Annotated in this window: 18 protein-coding genes and 3 pseudogenes; 10 read left to right on the top strand and 11 right to left on the bottom strand. The window is 48.9% G+C overall.

Features of this window, described 5'->3' with window-relative positions:
• Positions 1-371: 371 nt before the first annotated feature.
• The 3 genes from fdnI to fdnG are packed head-to-tail and all read right to left on the bottom strand — an operon-like array spanning position 372 to position 4,962.
• A complete protein-coding gene (fdnI, locus tag RTW80_RS18960) occupies positions 372-1,025 on the bottom strand; it encodes a formate dehydrogenase-N subunit gamma (RefSeq protein ID WP_000045648.1) in 654 nt (217 codons plus the stop codon).
• A complete protein-coding gene (gene fdnH / locus RTW80_RS18965) occupies positions 1,018-1,902 on the bottom strand; it encodes a formate dehydrogenase N subunit beta (RefSeq protein WP_001240582.1) in 885 nt (294 codons plus the stop codon). Before fdnH ends, fdnI begins: the two co-directional genes overlap by 8 nt.
• A 12-nt stretch (positions 1,903-1,914) precedes the next feature.
• On the bottom strand, positions 1,915-4,962 hold the full coding sequence (gene fdnG / locus RTW80_RS18970) for a formate dehydrogenase-N subunit alpha (protein ID WP_011310214.1): 3,048 nt from the start codon (positions 4,960-4,962) through the stop codon (positions 1,915-1,917).
• A 231-nt stretch (positions 4,963-5,193) separates the two neighbouring features.
• Here fdnG and yddG point away from each other — a divergent pair, with 231 nt between their 5' ends.
• The 9 genes and pseudogenes from yddG to RTW80_RS19015 all read left to right on the top strand — a co-directional run bounded on the left by yddG (position 5,194) and on the right by RTW80_RS19015 (position 17,398).
• Complete coding sequence (gene yddG, locus RTW80_RS18975) at positions 5,194-6,075, top strand: aromatic amino acid efflux DMT transporter YddG (protein WP_074152901.1); 882 nt, start codon at positions 5,194-5,196, stop codon at positions 6,073-6,075.
• A gap of 258 nt (positions 6,076-6,333) precedes the next feature.
• Positions 6,334-6,609, top strand: a pseudogene (locus RTW80_RS18980) (porin); the annotation flags it as partial.
• 38 nt (positions 6,610-6,647) lie between these two features.
• Complete coding sequence (locus RTW80_RS18985) at positions 6,648-7,979, top strand: leucine-rich repeat domain-containing protein (RefSeq protein ID WP_085448342.1); 1,332 nt, start codon at positions 6,648-6,650, stop codon at positions 7,977-7,979.
• Positions 7,980-8,302: 323 nt separating this feature from the next.
• On the top strand, positions 8,303-9,691 hold the full coding sequence (gene narU, locus RTW80_RS18990) for a nitrate/nitrite transporter NarU (protein ID WP_063119206.1): 1,389 nt from the start codon (positions 8,303-8,305) through the stop codon (positions 9,689-9,691).
• Between the two features lie 81 nt (positions 9,692-9,772).
• A complete protein-coding gene (gene narZ / locus RTW80_RS18995; RefSeq protein ID WP_001568843.1) occupies positions 9,773-13,513 on the top strand; it encodes a nitrate reductase Z subunit alpha in 3,741 nt (1,246 codons plus the stop codon).
• Positions 13,510-15,054: a nitrate reductase subunit beta gene (gene narH, locus RTW80_RS19000; protein ID WP_000702560.1), complete on the top strand. Its 1,545-nt coding sequence runs from the start codon at positions 13,510-13,512 to the stop codon at positions 15,052-15,054. Before narZ ends, narH begins: the two co-directional genes overlap by 4 nt.
• On the top strand, positions 15,054-15,749 hold the full coding sequence (gene narW / locus RTW80_RS19005; RefSeq protein ID WP_001166353.1) for a nitrate reductase molybdenum cofactor assembly chaperone: 696 nt from the start codon (positions 15,054-15,056) through the stop codon (positions 15,747-15,749). The genes narH and narW overlap by 1 nt, the downstream gene beginning before the upstream one ends.
• The gene (narI, locus tag RTW80_RS19010; RefSeq protein ID WP_000617115.1) at positions 15,746-16,426 is read left to right on the top strand and encodes a respiratory nitrate reductase subunit gamma; all 681 of its coding nucleotides are present in this window, start codon (positions 15,746-15,748) and stop codon (positions 16,424-16,426) included. Before narW ends, narI begins: the two co-directional genes overlap by 4 nt.
• Positions 16,427-16,504: 78 nt before the next feature.
• Positions 16,505-17,398: a PhzF family isomerase gene (locus RTW80_RS19015; RefSeq protein ID WP_000804379.1), complete on the top strand. Its 894-nt coding sequence runs from the start codon at positions 16,505-16,507 to the stop codon at positions 17,396-17,398.
• Between the two features lie 95 nt (positions 17,399-17,493).
• Here the strand turns inward: RTW80_RS19015 and nhoA are convergent, their stop codons facing one another.
• Entirely contained in the window at positions 17,494-18,339 is an 846-nt protein-coding gene (gene nhoA, locus RTW80_RS19020; protein ID WP_000187921.1) for an N-hydroxyarylamine O-acetyltransferase, read from the bottom strand.
• A 172-nt stretch (positions 18,340-18,511) separates the two neighbouring features.
• Between nhoA and RTW80_RS19025 the strand changes: the two genes are divergently transcribed.
• Entirely contained in the window at positions 18,512-19,081 is a 570-nt protein-coding gene (locus RTW80_RS19025; RefSeq protein ID WP_000085906.1) for a flavin reductase family protein, read from the top strand.
• A gap of 3 nt (positions 19,082-19,084) precedes the next feature.
• Here RTW80_RS19025 and pptA read toward each other — a convergent pair whose 3' ends face one another.
• From pptA to RTW80_RS19060, 7 genes and pseudogenes are all read right to left on the bottom strand, one after another.
• On the bottom strand, positions 19,085-19,312 hold the full coding sequence (gene pptA, locus RTW80_RS19030) for a tautomerase PptA (RefSeq protein WP_001120141.1): 228 nt from the start codon (positions 19,310-19,312) through the stop codon (positions 19,085-19,087).
• A gap of 50 nt (positions 19,313-19,362) precedes the next feature.
• Positions 19,363-20,136: pseudogene (locus RTW80_RS19035) on the bottom strand (ISAs1 family transposase); the annotation flags it as partial.
• A 206-nt stretch (positions 20,137-20,342) separates the two neighbouring features.
• Entirely contained in the window at positions 20,343-21,665 is a 1,323-nt protein-coding gene (ltrA, locus tag RTW80_RS19040; protein WP_001100282.1) for a group II intron reverse transcriptase/maturase, read from the bottom strand.
• A 525-nt stretch (positions 21,666-22,190) separates the two neighbouring features.
• Positions 22,191-22,535 (bottom strand): hypothetical protein, encoded by a 345-nt coding sequence (locus tag RTW80_RS19045; RefSeq protein WP_001279016.1) that lies wholly within the window; start codon positions 22,533-22,535, stop codon positions 22,191-22,193.
• A gap of 26 nt (positions 22,536-22,561) precedes the next feature.
• A pseudogene (locus RTW80_RS19050) lies at positions 22,562-23,137 on the bottom strand (RHS repeat-associated core domain-containing protein); the annotation flags it as partial.
• Between the two features lie 42 nt (positions 23,138-23,179).
• Positions 23,180-23,578: a hypothetical protein gene (locus RTW80_RS19055; protein WP_000425544.1), complete on the bottom strand. Its 399-nt coding sequence runs from the start codon at positions 23,576-23,578 to the stop codon at positions 23,180-23,182.
• The coding region (locus RTW80_RS19060) for an RHS repeat-associated core domain-containing protein (protein ID WP_312719850.1) at positions 23,579-24,185 on the bottom strand (607 nt) is incomplete at its 5' end.

Below are 24,185 nucleotides of genomic sequence, written 5' to 3' on the forward strand. Positions count from 1 at the left end.
ATGACAAACGCAACATTGCCTGATGCGCTACGCTTATCAGGCCTACACGTTCACTGCAATCTATTGGATTTGAAGGGGTTGTAGGCCGGATAAGGCGTTCACGCCGCATCCGGCATGAACAAAGCCTACGTTGTCTACAATATGAAAATGACGCCTTTTACAGCGCCATTTGAAACTGATGACAAACGCAACATTGCCTGATGCGCTACGCTTATCAGGCCTACACGTTCACTGCAATCTATTGGATTTGAAGGGTTTTCATGCCGGATAAGGCGTTCACGCCGCATCCGGCATGAACAAAGCCTACGTTGTCTACAATATGAAAATGGCGCCTTTTACAGCGCCATTTTCAGCTTAAAGTTCAAAAGAGATTATATCCCTTCTTCACTCTCTTTTTTCGCTTCTGCCTTCTCGATTTCACGATACCAGCGCGGATGGTGTTTCTTCGCCCAGCGACGACTTACCTTCCCTTCGATCATCCCTTTAATCGATCCTTTCACCCAAAATGCCATATACATATGGATCAGGATGGCGTGGATCAGGATGATGCCGGCAGCCGCGTGGATCAGCAGGCTGTAGCGAACAACCTGCATCGGGAAGTACTGCGCAAAGTACGGACGCCAGATAATCACCCCGGTCACCAGCAGCACGAAAATCATGCTCATGATCGACCAGAACATCATCTTTTGCCCGGCGTTGTACTTACCAACATCCGCCACTTTGTGCTCATTGCCTTTTAATACTTCGACAATGTTCAACAGCCACGGAATATCTTTCTTATCCGGGATGTTGTGATGCACAAAACGCACAAACATAAACATCAGTGCGACGAAAATCGCAATGCCGAAGAACGGGTGCAAAATGCGTCCCATCTGCGGCGTACCGAAGGTTTGCGTCAGCCATTGCAGCGTCGGGAAGAAGAACGAAATCCCGGACAGCGCCACCAGGAAGAAGCAAATCACCACGGTCCAGTGACAGGCGCGATCAATAAATTTGGTGCGCACAATCATTTTCGACTTACTCATGATGATCCTCCTCGTCATCGTCCACTTCCTTATTCGGGCCAATACCGATGTAGTGGAAAATCAACCCGGCAAAAGTGGCAATAAAGCCAGCCGCTGCCAGCGGTTTCAACGCGCCTTTCCACAGGCTTACCGAGGTGTCGATCTTCGGATCTTTCGGCAGACCGTGATACAGCTCCGGCTGATCGGCGTGATGCAGCACGTACATAACGTGCGTACCACCGACCCCTTCCGGGTTGTAGACGCCAGCATGTTCGTAACCACGCGCTTTCAGTTTCGCCACGCGCTGTTCCGCCAGCTCCAGCATCTCCTTCTTGGTGCCGAAGTGGATAGCCCCGGTCGGACAGGTTTTCACACAAGCCGGTTCCTGGCCGACGCTGACGCGATCGACGCAGAGCGTGCATTTATATACCCGGTTATCCTCTTTGTTGAGGCGCGGAATATTAAACGGACACCCGGCAATGCAGTAACCACAGCCGATGCAGTTTTCCGACTGGAAATCGACAATCCCGTTAGCGTACTGAATGATTGCACCAGCAGACGGGCACGCCTTAAGGCAGCCCGGATCTTCACAGTGCATACAGCCGTCTTTACGGATCAGCCACTCCAGCTTGCCGTTCTGTTCGGTTTCGCTAAAGCGCATCACCGTCCAGGACTTGGCGCTCAGATCGGCGGGGTTATCGTAAACCCCGACGCAGTGCCCCACTTCATCACGGATGTCGTTCCACTCCGAACACGCCACCTGACAGGCTTTACAACCGATACAGGTGGAAACGTCGATAAGTTTTGCGACTTCTGCTTTGTAATCACGCACCTGAGAAGGCGGCGTGATGGAGTTAGTTGCGGACCTTTTGATAATGTCCTGCGTTTCCATAGCCATCTGTTCGCCCCCTTACGCCTTCTCGATGTTGACTAAGAACGCTTTATATTCCGGCGTTTGCGAGTTTGCATCACCGACATTCGGCGTCAGAGTGTTAGCGATATAACCTTTACGCGCGACACCCTCAAAGCCCCAGTGGATTGGAATACCCACCGTTTCAACCTGCTGACCGTTTACATTCAGCGGCTTCAGACGGCGCGTTACCACTGCCACCGCGCGGATAAAGCCACGTTTGCTTGAGACAGTGACACGATCGCCATTATTAATGCCTTTCGCCGCCGCCAGCGTTTCGCTGATTTCCACAAACTGTTCCGGCTGAGCAATTGCGTTGAGCAATGCGTGCTTGGTCCAGGTGTGGAAGTGCTCGGTCAGACGATAGGTCGTACCCACATACGGGAACTGCTCTTTTTTACCCATCCGCAGCGCGTCTTGTTCATACAGACGAACAACCGGGTTAGACACCACGTTCGGATGCAGCGGGTTAGTGCCCAGCGGCGTTTCAATCGGCTCGTAGTGTTCCGGGAACGGACCTTCCGCCATTTTGTTGATGGCAAACAGGCGTCCCATCCCTTCCGGCTGCATGATAAACGGCCCGGTTGGCGTACCCGGTGCGGCATTGCCGAAGTCAGGAATATCGTTACCCGTCCACTTGCTGCCGTTCCACTGGATCAGCATCCGTTTCGGATCCCACGGTTTACCGTTGATATCCGCCGAAGCACGGTTGTACAGCACGCGACGGTTGAGCGGCCACGCCCAGGCCCATCCAAGCGTATTCCCCAGACCGGACGGGTCGGAGTTATCGCGGTTAGCCATCTGGTTGCCCTGCTCTGTCCAGCTACCGGTGTAGATCCAGCAAGAAGATGCGGTTGTACCGTCATCACGCAGATGCGCAAAGCTACTCAGCAACTGACCTTTCTTCGCAATCAGCACGCCATTTGCGTCATAGAGATCTTCCAGCGCATAGCCGTTGTTCTCTTTTGCCACTTCGTCAGATTGCGGTTCGTGCGGCTGCTTGTAGTTCCAGCTCATCTTCATCAGCGGTTCTACGCCTTTACCACCTTCGGCCTGGTACAGCTCGCGCAGATGATGGTAGATACCCGCCAGAATTTCGCCGTCGTTACGCGCTTCGCCCGGCGCGTCCTGACCTTTCCAGTGCCACTGCAACCAGCGACCGGAGTTAGCGATAGAACCATCTTCTTCGGCAAAGCAGGTCGAAGGCAGACGGAATACTTCAGTCTGAATAGACGCCGGATCGACATCGTTCGACTCGCCGTGGTTCTGCCAGAAGGTAGAGGTTTCAGTCACCAGCGGATCGATAACCACCATGTACTTCAGTTTGCTCAGGCAGCTCACCACTTTGTTTTTATCCGGGAAGGACGCAACCGGGTTAAAGCCCTGGCAGAAATAACCGGTGACTTTGCCTTCGTCCATCATGTTGAAATACTTGATGACGTCGTAGGTCTGGTCCCACTTCGGCAGCCAGTCATAGCCCCAGTTGTTCTCTTTCTGCGCGGCATCGCCATAGAAAGATTTCATCAGGCTAACGAAGAACTTCGGATAGTTGCTCCAGTAGTTCACCTGATCAGCCAGCGTCGCTTTAGGCGTGTTCGCTTCCAGATACGACTGCAAATCAACCTGTTTTTCTGACGGCAGCGTCAGATAACCTGGCAGGCTGGTAGAGAGCAGACCTAAGTCAGTCAGACCCTGAATGTTGGAGTGACCACGCAATGCGTTCACACCGCCACCGGCCATACCCATGTTACCGAGCAGCAACTGGATCATCGCCATAGTACGGATGTTCTGCGCACCCACGGTGTGCTGCGTCCAGCCCAGCGCGTACAGGAAGGTGGTTGTGCGATCCGGTGCGCTGGTGGAGGCCAGCACTTCACACACTTTCAGGAAGTCGGCTTTTGGCGTACCACAGATGTTTTCAACAACGTCCGGCGTGTAGCGGGAAACGTGCGCTTTCAGCAGGTTCCACACACAGCGCGGATGAGTCAGTGTTTCATCGCGTTTCGCATAGCCGTTTTCATCGAACTGATAGTTCCAGGACGATTTATCGTATTGCCGTTTTTCAGCGTCGTAGCCGCTGAACAGACCGTCTTCGAAAGCAAAATCATCACGCACCAGCAAGCTGGCGTTGGTGTAATGCTTAACGTATTCGGCGTTGATTTTGTTGTTTTCGATCAGGTAGCGCAAAACGCCAGACAGGAACGTAATGTCCGTACCGGAACGAATAGGTGCGTAAATATCCGCTACAGAAGCGGTACGCGTAAAACGGGGATCGACAACGATCAAGGTTGCATCGTTGTTGTTTTTCGCTTCCATCGCCCAGCGGAAACCGACGGGATGCGCTTCAGCAGCGTTACCGCCCATTACCATTACGACGTTAGCGTTTTTGATATCCACCCAGTGGTTGGTCATCGCACCGCGACCAAATGTTGGAGCAAGACTTGCTACCGTTGGTCCGTGTCAGACGCGCGCCTGGTTGTCTACCGCCAGCATCCCGAGGGAGCGGGCAAATTTCTGGGTCAGCATCCCGGTTTCGTTGCTGGCACCGGAAGCACACAGCATACCGGTAGAAAGCCAACGGTTTACCGTTACGCCCTGCTCGTTCTTTTCAATAAAGTTAGCGTCACGGTCAGCTTTCATCAGCTTCGCAATACGGGAGAATGCTTCTTCCCAGCTAATGCGCTGCCATTTGTCAGAACCTGGCGCACGATATTCCGGGTAGCGCAGACGGTTTTCGCTGTTGACGTAATCCAGCAAACCGGCCCCTTTCGGGCACAGCGCACCACGGCTTACCGGATGATCCGGATCACCTTCAATGTGATAAATCGCTTCTCTGGCGTTTTTCGCGCCATCACCCAGGCTATACATCAATAGCCCGCAACCTACGGAACAGTATGTGCAGGTGTTACGGATCTCTTTAGCGCGTAATAATTTGTAGTTTCGCGCCTGAGCCAGTGCTTGCTTCGGGGCAAAGCCCAATGCCGCTACTGTTGTTCCAGCCATACCGCCCGCGCAGATTTTAAAAAATTGTCTGCGACTGACGTCCATTGCTTTCCTCTTTTTTCAGGGGTATTACTGCGCGAGGAAACTAACAGTAAAATTCTGAATCTTTTTGCGCGAAATCAAAAAGAACACGTGTTTGCCACAAAATAATCCGCCTGCGCAAATTGACCTACCTCAATAGCGGTAGAAAAACGCACCACTGCCTGACAGGCCAGTTAAAAAAATGCTATAAAATTCAGCTTAATTTTTAACGGCAAGAGAGACAAAACAGCGAGCATGACACGACAAAAAGCAACGCTCATAGGGCTAATAGCGATCGTCCTGTGGAGCACGATGGTAGGATTGATTCGCGGTGTCAGTGAGGGGCTCGGCCCGGTCGGCGGCGCAGCTGCTATCTATTCATTAAGCGGGCTGCTGTTAATCTTCACGGTTGGATTTCCGCGTATTCGGCAAATCCCGAAAGGCTATTTACTCGCCGGGAGTCTGTTATTCGTCAGCTATGAAATCTGTCTGGCGCTTTCCTTAGGGTATGCGGCGACCCGTCATCAGGCGATTGAAGTGGGTATGGTGAACTATCTGTGGCCCAGCCTGACAATTCTCTTTGCCATTCTGTTTAATGGTCAGAAAACCAACTGGCTGATTGTACCTGGATTATTATTAGCCCTCGTCGGCGTCTGCTGGGTGTTAGGCGGTGACAATGGGTTACATTATGATGAAATCATCAATAATATCACCACCAGCCCATTGAGTTATTTCCTGGCGTTCATTGGTGCGTTTATCTGGGCAGCCTACTGCACAGTAACGAATAAATACGCCCGCGGATTTAATGGAATTACCGTTTTTGTCCTGCTAACGGGAGCAAGTCTGTGGGTTTACTATTTTCTCACGCCACAACCAGAAATGGTATTTAGCACACCCGTCATGATTAAACTCATCTCTGCGGCATTTACCTTAGGATTTGCTTATGCTGCATGGAATGTCGGTATATTGCATGGTAACGTCACCATAATAGCGGTAGGTTCGTATTTTACGCCCGTACTTTCCTCAGCGCTTGCAGCCGTGCTGCTCAGCGCCCCGCTGTCGTTCTCGTTCTGGCAAGGCGCGCTAATGGTCTGCGGCGGTTCCCTGCTCTGCTGGCTGGCGACACGTCGTGGTTAAAATAATTGCCGGGTCTACGGCCTGGCAGTTAATCAGATAAATTCCGACAATATTAAAAAATAAATTTCGAATACCAGTAATTCACCTTATATCTCATTTCGACTTCGATCACATATCGATAAATAATATTATTTCATCTATTTTTCTCATTGTTTTTAATCACCATTCTAATTTAAAAACAGTATGTCATTTATAAATGACGCCGTTTAAAATTCGTTTAGAAAATACGTTTAACGATAATTAAAAGGATTCTGTTAAATGAAATTAAAAATAGTTGCGGTGGTTGTAACTGGTTTGTTAGCTGCGAACGTAGCACACGCTGCCGAAGTCTATAACAAGGATGGTAATAAACTCGACCTTTATGGCAAGGTTACCGCTCTACGTTATTTTACTGATGATAAGCGTGACGATGGTGATAAAACTTATGCCCGTCTCGGCTTTAAAGGAGAAACGCAAATCAATGATCAAATGATTGGTTTTGGTCACTGGGAATATGATTTTAAAGGCTATAACGATGAAGCCAACGGCTCGCGCGGCAAGAATCTCTGATTGAGTTAAGTGCCCATCACAATATGATCACTGACCTTATATCACACAATCATCCCAGGATGAAAACAATCACTTTAAACGACAACCATATTGCACATTTAAACGCCAAAAACACTACAAAACTGGAATATTTAAACTTAAGCAATAACAATTTACTGCCAACCAATGACATTGATCAACTAATATCATCAAAACATCTTTGGCATGTATTAGTTAACGGCATCAACAATGATCCACTTGCACAAATGCAGTACTGGACTGCAGTAAGAAATATAATTGATGACACTAATGAAGTGACCATTGATTTATCAGGACTTAATTTAACCACTCAACCACCAGGGCTGCAAAACTTCACCTCTATCAATCTTGATAATAACCAACTCACACATTTTGATGCAACCAACTACGATAGACTCGTAAAGCTAAGTCTGAATAGTAATACTCTTGAGTCAATAAATTTTCCTCAAGGCAGAAATGTAAGTATTACACATATATCTATGAATAATAATGCTCTCAGAAATATTGATATAGATAGGCTTTCATCAGTTACTTATTTTAGTGCGGCACATAATCAACTAGAGTTTGTGCAATTAGAATCTTGCGAATGGCTGCAATACCTGAATCTCAGCCATAATCAATTAACTGATATTGTTGCAGGTAATAAAAATGAACTCTTACTGCTGGATCTATCCCATAATAAACTAACAAGTTTACACAATGACTTATTTCCCAACTTGAATACGTTACTTATTAACAACAATTTGCTTTCTGAAATTAAAATATTCTATAGCAACTTCTGCAATGTTCAGACATTAAACGCTGCTAACAACCAGTTGAAATATATAAATCTTGATTTCCTGACTTATCTTCCATCTATCAAAAGTTTAAGACTGGACAATAATAAAATAACCCACATTGATACTAATAATACATCCGATATTGGAACTTTATTCCCCATAATAAAACAGAGCAAAAACTTAAATTTTTTAAATGTTTCTGGGAAGAACAATTGCCCTACTATGCAGCTCATGTTATTTAATTTATTTTCCCCAGCACTTAAGCTTAATACTGGCCTGGCAATTCTTTCGCCTGGTGCATTTGAAGTTCACTCTGACGGAATAGATGTGGATAACGAATTGTTTCACTATCCTATTAAAAAAGCATATACCCCATATAATATACACACTTACAAGACAGAGGAAGTTGTAAACCAGAGGAATATAAAAGTTAAAAACATGACCTTAGATGAAATAAACAATACTTACTGTAATAACGATTATTACAATCAGGCAATAAGAGAGGAACCGATAGACCTTCTGGACAGATCGTTTTCCTCCAGTTCATGGCCTTTTTAGTGAATAAATCATCACTAATTCTATAAGTGTCTGGTCTTGTTGATAATATAGTTAATATGTAACCCTTTAGATTCACGATCTGAAGGGTTGAAACATGACATACGTTCAAAGATTAACCCCCGTTTGAAGGTTAGCTTGTTAGTTACATTTAGTAACACATATCTGGCTACTTAATCCCCATTCTGCCCCCGCGGTTACGCTTTCTTATCTATTCTTTCAATCAGCACTTCACCCAATTCATCCTTAATTCTAATAACTGGCTATTGCGCCTTACCTCCTGTTTTGTCTTTTTTCATTACCAATGTGTGCATGTGAGGAACAATATGGCACTGCAAAATGAGAAAAATAGTCGTTATCTTTTACGCGACTGGAAACCAGAAAATCCGGCCTTCTGGGAAAATAAAGGAAAACATATTGCTCGAAGAAACCTCTGGATATCAGTCAGTTGTCTACTTCTTGCCTTCTGTGTCTGGATGCTATTTAGCACAGTTACCGTTAATCTCAATAAAATCGGTTTTAATTTTACTACCGATCAACTCTTTTTATTAACCGCATTACCCTCCGTTTCTGGCGCATTATTGCGTGTTCCCTACTCCTTTATGGTGCCTATATTCGGTGGACGCCGATGGACGGTTTTTAGTACTGCAATCCTGATTATTCCTTGCGTCTGGCTCGGAATTGCCGTGCAAAATCCGAATACTCCTTTTGGGATATTTATCGTTATCGCTTTGCTATGCGGTTTTGCAGGTGCAAACTTTGCTTCGAGCATGGGCAATATCAGTTTCTTCTTTCCAAAAGCCAAACAAGGGAGCGCTCTTGGGATTAATGGCGGATTAGGAAACTTAGGTGTAAGTGTAATGCAGCTGGTTGCACCGCTGGTCATTTTTGTACCTGTATTTGCCTTTCTCGGCGTCAATGGCGTACCGCAGGCCGACGGTTCGGTGATGTCGCTGGCGAATGCCGCATGGATTTGGGTACCGCTACTGGCGATTGCCACGATCGCCGCATGGTCAGGGATGAATGATATCGCCAGTTCACGCGCCTCAATTGCCGACCAGCTCCCTGTCTTACAACGCCTGCATCTCTGGCTGCTGAGCCTGCTTTACCTTGCCACCTTCGGTTCGTTTATCGGTTTTTCTGCGGGTTTTGCCATGCTGGCAAAAACCCAGTTCCCGGATGTGAATATTCTGCGCCTGGCGTTCTTTGGCCCATTTATCGGTGCCATCGCGCGGTCGGTTGGTGGTGCTATTTCCGATAAGTTCGGCGGCGTGCGGGTGACGTTGATCAACTTTATTTTTATGGCGATTTTCAGTGCCCTGCTGTTCCTTACCTTACCGGGCACAGGCTCCGGTAATTTCATCGCCTTTTACGCCGTATTTATGGGGCTGTTTCTGACTGCGGGTCTGGGAAGTGGTTCTACTTTCCAGATGATCGCCGTCATCTTTCGCCAGATAACCATTTATCGGGTAAAGATGAAAGGCGGTAGTGATGAGCAAGCTCAGAAAGAAGCCGTCACCGAAACGGCGGCGGCTCTGGGCTTTATCTCAGCCATTGGCGCAGTGGGCGGCTTTTTTATTCCGCAGGCGTTTGGCATGTCGCTCAATATGACCGGCTCTCCGGTCGGCGCGATGAAAGTGTTTTTAATCTTCTACATCGTTTGTGTGCTGCTGACCTGGCTGGTTTATGGTCGGCGGAAGTTCAGCCAAAAATAAGAGATCGATGCCTGATGTACAACCGTGTCGCATCCGACAAGGCATCAGATCCCAATTCATTCCTGGAGCAGGAGTCATGTCATGAGTAAACTTTTGGATCGCTTTCGCTACTTCAAACAAAAGGGCGAAACCTTTGCCGATGGTCACGGACAGGTGATGCATAGCAACCGCGACTGGGAGGACAGCTATCGCCAGCGTTGGCAGTTCGACAAAATCGTGCGTTCCACCCACGGTGTTAACTGTACAGGCTCCTGTAGCTGGAAAATCTACGTTAAAAATGGTCTGGTGACCTGGGAAATCCAACAGACCGACTACCCGCGCACTCGCCCTGACCTGCCCAATCATGAACCTCGCGGCTGCCCGCGTGGCGCAAGTTACTCCTGGTATCTTTACAGCGCTAACCGCCTGAAATACCCGCTCATTCGTAAACGACTGATTGAACTGTGGCGCGAAGCCCTCAAGCAACACAGCGATCCGGTACTGGCGTGGGCATCGATTATGAACGATCCGCAAAAGTGCCTGAGCTACAAACAAGTGCGTGGGCGCGGCGGGTTTATCCGCTCCAACTGGCAGGAACTAAACCAGCTGATTGCCGCCGCTAACGTCTGGACCATCAAAACCTACGGCCCGGATCGCGTTGCCGGTTTCTCGCCGATCCCGGCGATGTCGATGGTTTCTTACGCCGCCGGAACGCGTTATCTGTCGCTGCTTGGCGGCACCTGTTTAAGTTTCTACGACTGGTATTGCGACCTGCCGCCCGCCTCGCCGATGACCTGGGGCGAGCAAACCGACGTACCGGAATCTGCCGACTGGTATAACTCCAGCTACATCATCGCCTGGGGGTCTAACGTACCGCAGACACGTACGCCGGACGCCCACTTCTTTACCGAAGTACGCTACAAAGGCACTAAAACCATCGCCATTACCCCTGACTACTCTGAAGTGGCCAAATTGTGCGACCAGTGGCTGGCACCGAAACAAGGCACTGATAGCGCCCTGGCGATGGCAATGGGCCATGTGATTTTAAAAGAGTTTCATCTCGATAATCCCAGCGACTACTTTATCAACTACTGCCGCCGCTACAGCGACATGCCGATGCTGGTAATGCTGGAGCCTCGCGACGATGGTAGCTACGTTCCCGGGCGCATGATCCGCGCATCTGACCTGGTGGATGGACTGGGCGAAAGCAACAATCCGCAGTGGAAAACCGTAGCAGTTAATACCGCAGGTGAATTGGTAGTGCCGAACGGTTCGATTGGTTTCCGCTGGGGAGAAAAAGGCAAATGGAATCTGGAATCCATTGCCGCCGGTACGGAAACCGAATTGTCGTTAACCCTGCTCGGTCAACATGACGCTGTTGCAGGCGTGGCCTTCCCCTACTTTGGCGGCATTGAAAATCCGCATTTTCGCAGCGTAAAACACAATCCGGTGCTGGTGCGCCAATTGCCCGTTAAAAACCTGACGTTAGTCGATGGCAACACCTGTCCGGTGGTCAGCGTTTATGATTTGGTACTGGCGAATTACGGCCTCGATCGCGGGCTGGAAGATGAAAACAGTGCGAAAGATTACGCTGAAATCAAACCGTACACCCCAGCCTGGGGTGAGCAAATTACCGGCGTGCCGCGCCAGTATATTGAAACCATCGCTCGTGAATTTGCCGATACTGCCCATAAAACGCATGGGCGCTCAATGATTATCCTCGGTGCTGGCGTCAACCACTGGTATCACATGGATATGAACTACCGTGGGATGATCAATATGCTGATCTTCTGCGGTTGTGTCGGGCAAAGCGGCGGCGGCTGGGCGCATTATGTCGGTCAGGAAAAACTGCGCCCACAAACCGGCTGGTTGCCGCTGGCCTTTGCGCTCGACTGGAACCGCCCACCGCGCCAGATGAACAGTACCTCGTTTTTCTACAATCATTCCAGCCAATGGCGCTATGAAAAAGTCTCTGCGCAGGAGTTACTTTCACCGCTCGCCGATGCCAGTAAGTACAGCGGTCATCTGATTGATTTCAACGTTCGCGCCGAACGTATGGGCTGGCTGCCCTCTGCGCCGCAGCTGGGGCGTAACCCGCTCGGGATTAAAGCTGAAGCCGACAAAGCAGGATTATCCCCCACAGAATTTACCGCCCAGGCGCTGAAATCGGGCGATTTACGTATGGCCTGCGAACAACCAGATAGCGGCAGCAATCATCCGCGTAATTTGTTTGTCTGGCGTTCTAACCTGCTTGGCTCCTCCGGCAAAGGCCACGAGTATATGCAGAAGTATCTGCTGGGGACCGAAAGCGGGATTCAGGGCGAGGAACTCGGTGCCAGCGACGGGATCAAACCGGAAGAAGTCGAGTGGCAAACTGCGGCGATTGAAGGCAAGCTCGACCTGCTGGTGACGCTCGACTTCCGCATGTCCAGCACCTGCCTGTTCTCCGATATTGTTCTGCCTACCGCCACCTGGTACGAAAAAGACGATATGAATACCTCGGATATGCATCCGTTTATTCATCCACTTTCTGCGGCAGTCGATCCGGCCTGGGAGTCACGCAGCGACTGGGAAATCTACAAAGGTATTGCCAAAGCATTTTCGCAAGTGTGCGTGGGTCATCTTGGCAAAGAAACCGACGTGGTATTACAACCACTGCTGCACGACTCTCCGGCAGAGCTCTCACAGCCGTGTGAAGTCCTCGACTGGCGCAAAGGCGAATGCGATCTGATTCCAGGTAAAACCGCACCCAATATTGTGGCGGTGGAGCGCGACTACCCTGCTACCTATGAACGCTTTACCTCGCTCGGGCCATTGATGGACAAACTTGGCAACGGCGGTAAAGGGATTTCGTGGAATACGCAGGATGAAATCGATTTCCTCGGTAAACTCAATTACACCAAGCGTGATGGCCCAGCGCAGGGGCGTCCGCTGATTGACACCGCCATTGACGCTTCAGAAGTGATTCTGGCACTGGCACCAGAAACAAACGGTCATGTTGCAGTTAAAGCGTGGCAGGCGCTGGGCGAGATCACCGGACGCGAACATACCCATCTGGCGCTGCACAAAGAGGACGAGAAGATTCGCTTTCGCGATATTCAGGCGCAGCCACGTAAAATTATCTCCAGCCCCACATGGTCTGGTCTGGAAAGCGATCACGTCTCCTATAACGCGGGATACACCAACGTTCATGAGTTAATTCCGTGGCGCACGCTGTCGGGACGCCAGCAGCTCTATCAGGATCATCCGTGGATGCGTGCTTTTGGTGAAAGCCTGGTGGCTTATCGCCCGCCTATCGACACCCGTAGCGTCAGTGAGATGCGCCAGATACCGCCAAACGACTTCCCGGAAAAAGCACTTAACTTCCTGACGCCGCACCAGAAATGGGGCATTCACTCAACCTACAGTGAAAACCTGCTAATGCTGACGCTCTCTCGCGGTGGACCGATTGTCTGGATCAGCGAAACCGATGCCCGAGAACTGACCATTGTCGATAACGACTGGGTGGAAGTGTTTAACGCCAATGGCGCGCTGACGGCCCGCGCGGTGGTCAGCCAACGTGTACCGCCGGGTATGACCATGATGTATCACGCTCAGGAACGCATTATGAATATTCCTGGTTCGGAAGTAACTGGCATGCGCGGCGGTATTCATAACTCGGTTACCCGCGTTTGCCCGAAACCAACGCATATGATTGGCGGTTACGCGCAGCTGGCCTGGGGCTTTAACTACTACGGCACCGTCGGATCGAACCGCGATGAGTTCATCATGATCCGCAAGATGAAGAACGTTAACTGGCTGGATGATGAAGATCGCGATCAGGTACAGGAGGCGAAAAAATGAAAATACGTTCGCAAGTCGGCATGGTGCTTAACCTCGACAAATGTATCGGCTGCCATACCTGTTCGGTGACCTGTAAAAACGTCTGGACCGGACGCGAAGGCATGGAGTACGCATGGTTTAACAACGTCGAAACCAAACCGGGCATTGGTTATCCGAAAAACTGGGAAGATCAGGAAGAGTGGCAAGGCGGCTGGGTCCGCGATGTGAATGGCAAGATACGCCCGCGTCTGGGTAGCAAGATGGGCGTAATAACCAAAATCTTCGCCAACCCGGTGGTGCCGCAGATTGATGATTACTACGAACCTTTCACCTTCGACTACGAACATTTGCATAGCGCACCGGAAGGCAAACATATCCCTACTGCTCGCCCGCGTTCGCTGATTGACGGTAAGCGGATGGACAAAGTGATCTGGGGGCCAAACTGGGAAGAACTGCTGGGCGGCGAGTTTGAAAAACGTGCCCGCGACCGCAACTTCGAGGCCATGCAAAAGGAGATGTACGGGCAGTTTGAAAACACCTTCATGATGTACCTGCCGCGCCTGTGCGAACACTGCCTCAATCCCAGTTGCGTGGCGACCTGCCCAAGCGGCGCTATCTACAAACGCGAAGAAGACGGCATTGTGCTGATTGATCAGGATAAATGCCGTGGCTGGCGTTTGTGCATTAGCGGTTGTCCGTACAAAAAAATCTACTTCAACTGGAAAAGCGGCAAGTCAGAAAAATGTATCTTCTGTTATCCGCGAATTGAGTCAGGCCAACCCACCGTGTGCTCAGAAACCTGCGTGGGTCGCATCCGGTATCTGGGCGTGCTGCTTTACGACGCCGACCGCATTGAGGAAGCGGCGAGCACCGAGCGCGAAGTTGACCTCTATGAACGTCAGTGCGAAGTGTTCCTCGATCCACACGATCCCTCAGTGATCGAGGAAGCCCTGAAACAAGGTATTCCACAAAACGTGATTGAAGCTGCCCAGCGTTCGCCTGTCTACAAAATGGCGATGGACTGGAAACTGGCGCTACCGCTGCACCCTGAATATCGCACCCTGCCAATGGTCTGGTACGTTCCTCCGCTGTCGCCGATTCAGTCCTACGCAGATGCGGGCGGTTTGCCGAAAAGCGAAGGCGTGCTGCCCGCCATCGAAAGCCTGCGTATTCCGGTGCAATATCTCGCCAATATGTTGAGTGCCGGCGATACCGGTCCGGTACTGCGGGCGCTGAAACGGATGATGGCGATGCGCCACTATATGCGTTCACAAACCGTGGAAGGCGTTACTGATACTCGTGCCATCGACGAAGTAGGCCTGAGCGTCGCCCAAGTCGAAGAGATGTATCGTTACCTCGCCATTGCCAACTATGAAGATCGTTTTGTCATCCCGACGAGCCATCGGGAAATGGCGGGCGATGCCTTCGCAGAACGCAACGGCTGCGGTTTTACCTTTGGCGACGGTTGTCACGGCTCGGACAGCAAATTCAACCTGTTCAACAGTAGCCGTATCGATGCCATCAACATCACCGAAGTGCGCGACAAAGCGGAGGGCGAATAATGCAGATCCTCAAAGTGATCGGCCTGTTGATGGAGTATCCGGACGAGCTGTTGTGGGAATGCAAGGAGGACGCGCTGGCGTTGATCCGCCGCGACGCGCCGATGCTTACGGATTTCACCCACAACCTGCTTAACGCGCCGCTGCTGGATAAACAGGCCGAATGGTGCGAAGTGTTTGACCGTGGACGTACCACATCGCTGCTGCTGTTCGAACATGTTCATGCCGAGTCCCGCGATCGCGGCCAGGCAATGGTGGACCTGCTGGCGGAGTATGAAAAGGTCGGCCTGCAACTGGATTGTCGGGAACTGCCCGATTATCTACCGCTGTATCTGGAGTATTTAAGCGTACTGCCTGACGATCAGGCGAAAGAAGGATTGCTCAATGTTGCGCCGATCCTCGCCCTGCTTGGCGGTCGCTTAAAACAACGCGAGGCACCGTGGTACGCGTTGTTTGATGCTCTGCTGCAACTGGCGGGAAGCTCCCTTTCAAGTGACAGTGTCACAAAACAAGTAAACAGCGAAGAGCGCGATGACACCCGCCAGGCGCTTGATGCAGTGTGGGAAGAGGAACAGGTGAAGTTTATTGAAGATAACGCCACGGCGTGTGACAGCTCGCCGCTTAATCAATATCAGCGACGCTTTAGCCAGGATGTCGCGCCGCAATATGTCGACATCAGTGCGGGAGGTGGGAAATGATTCAGTATCTGAACGTCTTTTTTTACGATATCTACCCGTACATTTGTGCGACGGTGTTTTTCCTCGGCAGCTGGCTGCGCTACGACTACGGGCAGTACACCTGGCGCGCCTCCTCAAGTCAAATGCTCGATAAACGCGGGATGGTGATATGGTCGAATCTGTTCCATATCGGCATTTTGGGGATTTTCTTCGGGCACTTGTTCGGCATGTTAACGCCGCACTGGATGTACGCGTGGTTTTTGCCAGTGGCAGCGAAACAACTCATGGCGATGGTGCTCGGCGGTATTTGCGGTGTGTTGACGTTGATTGGCGGCGCAGGACTGCTGTGGCGCAGGCTGACAAATCAGCGCGTGCGTGCCACTTCCACTACGCCGGATATCATCATCATGAGCATTTTGCTGATCCAGTGTCTGTTGGGGCTAAGTACCATACCGTTTTCAGCACAGTATCCTGATGGTAGCGAAATGATGAAGCTGGTGGGTTGGGCGCAAAGCATTGTCACTTTCCGTGGTGGATCGTCAGAGATGCTCAACGGCGTAGCGTTCGTCTTCCGCCTGCATCTGGTGTTGGGAATGACCATCTTCCTGCTCTTCCCGTTCACCCGACTGGTGCATGTGTGGAGCGCGCCGTTTGAGTACTTTACTCGTCGATATCAAATTGTGCGTTCGCGGCGATAATTTCACCCTGGCCGGATAGCCCTTCGCTCTCCGGCCACTTGCAGGCTATGATAGTTCTCCAGTCACAGGAGAACGTTAATGAAACCGCAGGTGTACCACGTCGATGCTTTTACCTCACAACCGTTTCGCGGCAATTCTGCCGGTGTTGTTTTCCCCGCCGATAATCTTAGCGAAGCGCAAATGCAGCTTATCGCCCGCGAGTTAGGCCATTCGGAAACTGCTTTTCTGCTGCACAGCGACGACAGCGATGTGCGCATCCGCTACTTTACGCCAACGGTTGAAGTGCCGATTTGCGGTCACGCGACAGTAGCTGCGCACTATGTACGTGCGAAGGTGTTAGGTTTAGGAAATTGCACGATCTGGCAAACATCGCTGGCAGGAAAACATCGCGTGACTATCGAAAAGCACAACGATGATTATCGTATTTCGCTGGAACAAGGTACGCCGGGCTTTGAACTGCCGCTGGAGGGTGAAGTACGCGCGGCGATTATCAACGCATTGCATCTTACTGAAGACGATATTCTGCCGGGTTTGCCGATCCAGGTCGCGACGACCGGGCATTCTAAAGTGATGATCCCATTGAAGCCGGAAGTGGATATCGACGCTCTTTCGCCTGACCTTAATGCGCTGACCGCTATCAGTAAACAGATTGGCTGCAATGGTTTCTTCCCGTTCCAGATCCGTCCAGGCAAAAACGAAACCGATGGTCGCATGTTCTCGCCTGCGATTGGTATTGTGGAAGATCCGGTGACTGGCAATGCCAATGGCCCGATGGGTGCATGGTTGGTACATCACAACGTATTGCCCCACGATGGCAAGGTGCTGCGTGTTAAAGGCCATCAGGGGCGCGCATTGGGGCGTGACGGCGTGATTGAAGTGACGGTGACAATTCGTGATAACCAACCGGAAAAAGTCACCATTTCTGGCGCGGCGGTGATTTTGTTTCATGCCGAATGGGCAATTAAACTCTGAAATCGTTGCCTGATGCGCTTCGCTTATCAGGTCTACAACCGAGCTAATGTATGCCGGATAAGGCGTTTACGCCGCATCCGGCAACCTGACATAAATTATTTTCCCGCCTCCGGGTGCGTATCAAACGCCGCCATCACCAGCGCTAACTCATCCACGGTAAAGCCATGTTTCGCATCATCCACGCCCAGACCAAACTGTTCTTGCATCACAGCATATAATGACGCCACATCCGGTAGATTTCGCTGCTCCACCGCGTGCCCATTTTCATAATGGGTAAAATGAAAATTGGTCAGTGTCAGCTTGCCGCCGTCCGGCAAATGGCGGCACATCAGCAAATGATGGCGAAAATGCGACTGCGGCCAGTGCGCCGACCAGAAATTGCCCATCACATAATCGCTTTGTTGCTGCTCGCAGAGATCAAAACGGTACATCGACTGCCAGTGCTGATGATGATTAAACTGCAACACCCAATCATCACCCTCCTGCAACAACCGATACTCTCCGTGTGGCGTGGTCTGCACGAGATCGGGAACTAAACGAATCGGCGCGGTTAGCGTCTGCCCACCGAAACCGACATCAGCAATCCATTTTTCCTCTTCCAGTTCCACCAACAGCAAACGATGGGTGCGCGGCGGTAATGCTGGCGGATTTGATAACACTACGCGCCCTAACAAGCTGCGAACGTTAAACCCCAGCTCGCGTAACACCCGCTCAAACACGCCATTCTGCTCAAAACAGTAACCGCCACGACGGGCTATCACCAGTTTCTCTTCCAGCGATTGATTATCAAGCTGTATTTCCCTCGGCAGCAAAACGTCGAGGTTTTCAAACGGAATGGTGCAATTGTGTTTCAGGTGCAATGCACGAAGCGTATCAATATTGACCGCAGCAGCTCCCGACCAGTTAATACGGGCAAAATAGTGATTCAGAATGGGCGTCATCAGGCGTTTCCCTTAGTGGTTTTCTCAACTTATAACCTGGAATAGACGCCGCACCGGCTATTTTGTGCGATCGCGTACATGCATCACGTTCGCAAATCGCCAATCCCGTTAATTTCGTTACTTATTGCGTTACGGACTACGCTTAAAAAAACCTTCTTCGCGAGGCGATACCATGAGCCGATTCATCCCCATAGAATTACACCATGCCAGCCGTCTGTTAAATCATGGCCCAACGGTCTTGATCACCAGTTTCGATGAGCAATCCCAGCGGCGTAACATTATGGCTTCAGCCTGGTCAATGCCGGTGGAGTTTGAACCTCCACGCGTGGCGATTGTGGTAGATAAATCGACATGGACCAGGGAGTTGATTGAACATAACGGTAAATTTGGCATCGTTATCCCGGGCGTTGCAGCAACTAACTGGACGTGGGCGGTGGGAAGTGTGTCGGGGCGTGATGAAGATAAATTTAATTGCTATGGCATTCCGGTTGTGAAAGGTCCGGTGCTTGGTTTGCCACTTGTTGAAGAGAAATGCCTGGCGTGGATGGAGTGCCGCCTGCTACCTGCGACTTCTGCGCAACAAAAATACGACACGCTGTTTGGCGAGGTGGTATCAGCAGCGGCAGACGCACGGGTATTTGTCGAAGGCCGCTGGCAGTTTGATGATGATAAGCTCAATACGTTGCATCATTTAGGTGCTGGCACGTTTGTTACCAGCGGCAAGCGAGTTACGGCGGGTTAAGCATTACATGCTGTAACCAGGTTTCTTTATCAAAGCCTCCATTTGGGGCGCGATTTCGGCATCCCAGATAGCTTGCCAAGATTCTGGTTGAATCTGCTGTAGAGCAATGCTTATCGAACTGTCTTTACTGTTCAGATGGCGAATAATAACGTCGGTAATATCTGCAGCAAGTGCTGCTTTTTGTTGTTCGTCCAGTTCACGCGGAAAACATTTAATGTCGATGTGCGGCATGATTGTGCTCCTTTTGAAAGATGTCAGTAAAATTAACACACATTGTGAATTTTCAGTCCTTTCCATTCAAACGTGAAATCAATAAGTTCATCAGGGACATCGCAAACAATATGAATACGGATTTCTTCTCTGCCGTGACTCTTTTCACAAATTGCGTAACTGTCATGCTCTGGATTATTTAATTCTTTCAGCGGAAATTTTTCCTCAAAGGCTTTATTTAGCCACCCCTGGTTTCCTTTCACCGCGAATAAATAATCACCTCCCTGTTTTTGTATCTTCTCTGCTATATCTTTCTGGCAACCCATCGCATCAGTTGTGATGATTTTTCCTTTAATATCCAGCATGTTAAGAAGTTCTGGGATAGCTGTAATCTCATTAGATTTATCATCCGTCTTGATCTGTCCGATGACCAGACTGTGCATTGTTGAGAACGCACTAATGACATGAATCGCTCCCCTGCGGCGACTCTTATCATAAGAATGCCGGAGCGTTTTTCCATCAATTGCAATGACGTCTTTATCATCTGAAGAATGACAATCACGCATCCAGTTAATAAAGCACTCATGAAATTTTGTAGGGCTGATACAGGATACAACTCTGGCAATGGTATCGTGAACAGGAATACCATTTTCAAAATCACCATATTGCTTCAAAAAATCGAGATGTGTTTCCCCAAAATCCTCTATATCTTCCCAACCTTCTGTACCCGAAATAACGGCACAAATAGTCAACAGTAGAATATCCGATAACTTATGTTCCATTTTCCAGGCTTGTCTGTAATCGGGGATAATAGAAATATGTTCCATCAATTTTTTAAGTTCCATTTTGTTCTCCTTAATTATGTAAGGAGTATTTGATCATGTATAAGCAATAAAAAATAGCTTTAGGTAATGAGGAATATCTCAATTTTTAAACATAAAATGCGAATTATTTAGTACAAAAAGTGTACTTCTAGTGAGTAGGCCACCGGAACCTCCCCGACAGCCTCTCGCAGAACCGTACGTGAAACTCTCGCTTCATACGGCTCCTGTCAGGCAAACGCGCTTCCTGGTCCTGCTTTCCAGTGGGCAAATAGCTCCAGCTTCTCTTTCGACAGTCTTTCCATTAACTGACACGCCTTCGTCTTTTTATACCGCAGGGTCTTGTATTTCTTTCTCGCCCACGCAATCAGCGTCAGATTAATATATCTGCATACTTTCTTCATCGCTGACTTGTAGTATTTCGCGTAATAATTCAGCCACCCCGATATCATCGGATTCAGCCTTTTCGCAATATCTTCAAGACTCATTTCCACCCTGCGTCTGAGCCGCAGTTTCCTGAGTTTTCCGATCATGTCTTTCTGCGCACTGTTACTCACCGCCAGACTGAAACTCGTAAAGAGATTTCCCCTTCGCTGATTACGTGCTCTTCGCGCTCTGAACGTATACCCCAGAAAATTAAACTGCACTGTTTCGTGGTTCGCCTGTCGTTCGCTGTCTTTGCAGTAAACTATTTTCGTTTTCTCCGGATGTAATTCCAGTCCACATTCCTGAAAAGGTTTTGCCAGTTTATTCAGTAATTCCTCTGCTTGTTGTTTACTGCCACAATGAATTAATCCATCATCTGCATAACGACACCAGGGAATTTCCGGATAAAGTAACGACAGCCATTTATCAAACACATAGTGCAGAAATAAATTCGCCAGTACCGGACTGATGACTCCACCCTGTGGCGTACCTTTATTTCTTTCCTTTAGTGTTCCATCCGGCATCTGCACCGGCGCTGTCAGCCACCTGCGAATAGACAGTCTTACCCATTTATCCGCACAATGTTTATCCACTGCCCTGAGTAATAAATCGTGGGGGATATTATCGAATAAACCTTTAATATCAAACTCAAGATACCAGTCGTATTGCCAGCAACGTTTTCTGGTGACTGCTATTGCATCCAGCGCTGATTTTCCATGCCGGTATCCGTATGAATCATTCAGGAAATAACGCTCCACTAATGGTTCAAACGTTACCAGCACCGTCATCTGCGCTATTCGATCGCTTACTGTCGGTATTCCTAAAAGTCTTTTACTGCCATCCTTCTTCGGAATTTCCACCGCACGCACTGGCGGCGGCATCCAGCTTCCCGACGATAACCGGTTCCAGATTTTGTACAGATTTCCTTTCAGATCCCGCTCAAAATCTTTCAGCGTCTGGTTATCCACTCCGGCAGCTCCGGCATTCGCCTTTACCCGCCGGTACGCTTCCACCACATGCAATTTACTGACCTGAAACGGTTTTGTCTGTTCACCCGCAGCCTCCTCCTGTTTACAGTTGGGCTGTGATGCAGACTGCCCGACGCTGCCCCTTCGCTCCACGTTCATTACAAACGCTTCCTCACTACTACGAACAGCTCTGCCCCGGTTTCGCACATCGATACTCTCATACTCATAATTTCGGTTATTTGTATTTCTCTCTTGACATTGCGACGACCGGTTCCCGTAGTTCCTGCAAAGAGCCTGATACAGCGTCATGCCTGCTATACGCCGGACACCTTTCACGCAGCATTCGGAATTCACCCGTAAATTTATCCCGGCGGTATCATCATGCCTCCGGTTTTGATGCCTCTTAGGACTAACGACGTTTCAACACAGGTTCGGGTTTACTCATCTCACTGTATCTCACACAGGATCAGATCGCGTCTGATCGTTCCCCCTGCACTCACTACCATGGCTCTTTACCACAGCAGCCGGGGTTGTTTGGGACCGACTTCCGACAGCAGATCCCGGTGGGCCTGCCACCATCTCTTCACAAGCTTATGCTTATTACATGCAAAATGTCCCGTTTTGCATCTTTGTGCCTACGGCACACCGTGATCTTCCCCTGATTCCTCCAGCCTTTTTATTTGGTTACTCTAATGGTTTTATTAATTGTAAATTTTTAAATGACATGCTTAATAAGCCATCAGAAAAATAAAGGAAAAATTTATATATCCTTTTGTTTTTTATTTTCTTTATATACCCATTACTTATATTACCTGACTTGTGATTATCGATTAACTCAGCAGAATCCATAGCGAACACTAAATCATCTATATCAGAAAATTCAACTATCATTTTTTCCCTAATATTCTCACTTTTATAAATGTCAATAAATAACGTCATGTTAAAATGAGATTCTTTGAATGTCGTTTTTACTTCTAACAAAACCCCATCATGCCAGTCAATTGAACTCACAATGTCAAAATCGCTCATTATATGATCTCCATTATCCGTTTTAATCATGGAGTAACAACGTTTGCAGGTATTGACCACCAAAGAGGTGGTGCAAGTGAAGGTATAAATCGAATCACTCTATATATAACATACCCTGCGCCAATTGTAGCACCAGTTGCAAGAGCCGCATCAGTAGTTGATAGCCCGGAGGTTTTGCATGACAGATCTTTACTTGGTTCTGGCTCGAAACCATATTTTTTTGCACATTTCTTAATGCTATTTGGTGCTGATGAGTAATCCTCACCATGGGACATACCTCCAAATTCCCCCATTACACCACTCCCATTTTTACACTCCCAATGCAAATGTCTTCCGTCACCAACAGCATCGCCATCTATTCGGATTCGACAACCTTTACCACAGTCCTTCCATTTTCCTGAAGTATGAGCTAATCCCAATGGATCAATCCATTGCACAGGATTGTTCATAACATAACTGTACGGGTTTAATCCCCCCGCCAGCCCTATCGGGTCCTGGGTGATATATCGTCCCTGTCCCGGATTGTAGTACCGCTGCCAGTTGTAGTGCAGTTCGGATTCGTCGTCATACTGCTAGCCCGGATGGCGGAGCAGTTGCTCTAGTCACTCAGAATATTGTAATAGTGATATAGTGCAGTGCCGGTTTCAATATCCTAACGCTGGTCTTTTGCCTGTATTAACTGATTTAGCTGGTTTGCTACATATTAATGCCTTCAGATTTTCCCTTTCCTTGTCTGTGATACTGTCGCAAACCCTACTAGCCCATTCTACTTCACTCTTCTCCAGGCATTCAATTTTCTTATTGCTCATTGTTCTAATGTTTGGTGTTGCATCTCCATTTAATAACATCCATGTTTCATTTTTCTTCATAAAACATCTTCCATTATGTTCAAAGATATTAGGTGTGAATATATTATCAGAATCCCATGTTACGACTTGCTCGAGGGCTATATTATCTTGATAGTCCATGCCAGCATTATAATAATCGCAAGATATAATTATCATGGAAATAATTATCACTAATATCTTCCCAAGCATTTCCATTTACTTTACCTCTTGAAATTCAAATGGGAATCCAGTGAAAGGACCTTTAGGCATAAAATATCTTTGATATCCATATAACTCACCGAGCACTTGTAGGCTTATAGGCGCATTTGTATTCATAGAGGGGTTGCTAAACCCGCACGCCTCAAAAATCATGTTCGTCCGGCTAAAACAATTATTTGCAACAGGAAGAGGCCCGAGGTTAATAGTTTTTAGTTTTTTATTAAGGTCTATTGCCTTATTCATCATACATTGTTCTTCTTCATCTGTTGTATCTATTATCCAAATCCAGGTATCTCTGCGGGGTTGCATCTTTTTAAAATAATCAGAGACAGAGGCTCCCATCTCATCCCCAGTTCCCGAACTCATTAATCCATATCGATTTGCCGCCGCAGCATGCCCAAAAGGATTATCAGGAACGGGGCCGTTACCTATTATCATAGTACTAAGCCCTAATGGATCAACGTGTTGCACTGGATTCAGCGGATACGCATACAGACTCCATCCCCCCGCCAGCCCAATCGGGTCCTGGGTGATATACCGCCCCTGCAACGGATCGTAGTACCGGTGACGGTTATAGTACAGCCCCGACTCCTCATCATGCTGC

The organism is Escherichia sp. AM3, assembly GCF_032029835.1.
GTDB classification, from domain to species: Bacteria; Pseudomonadota; Gammaproteobacteria; order Enterobacterales; family Enterobacteriaceae; genus Escherichia; species Escherichia coli.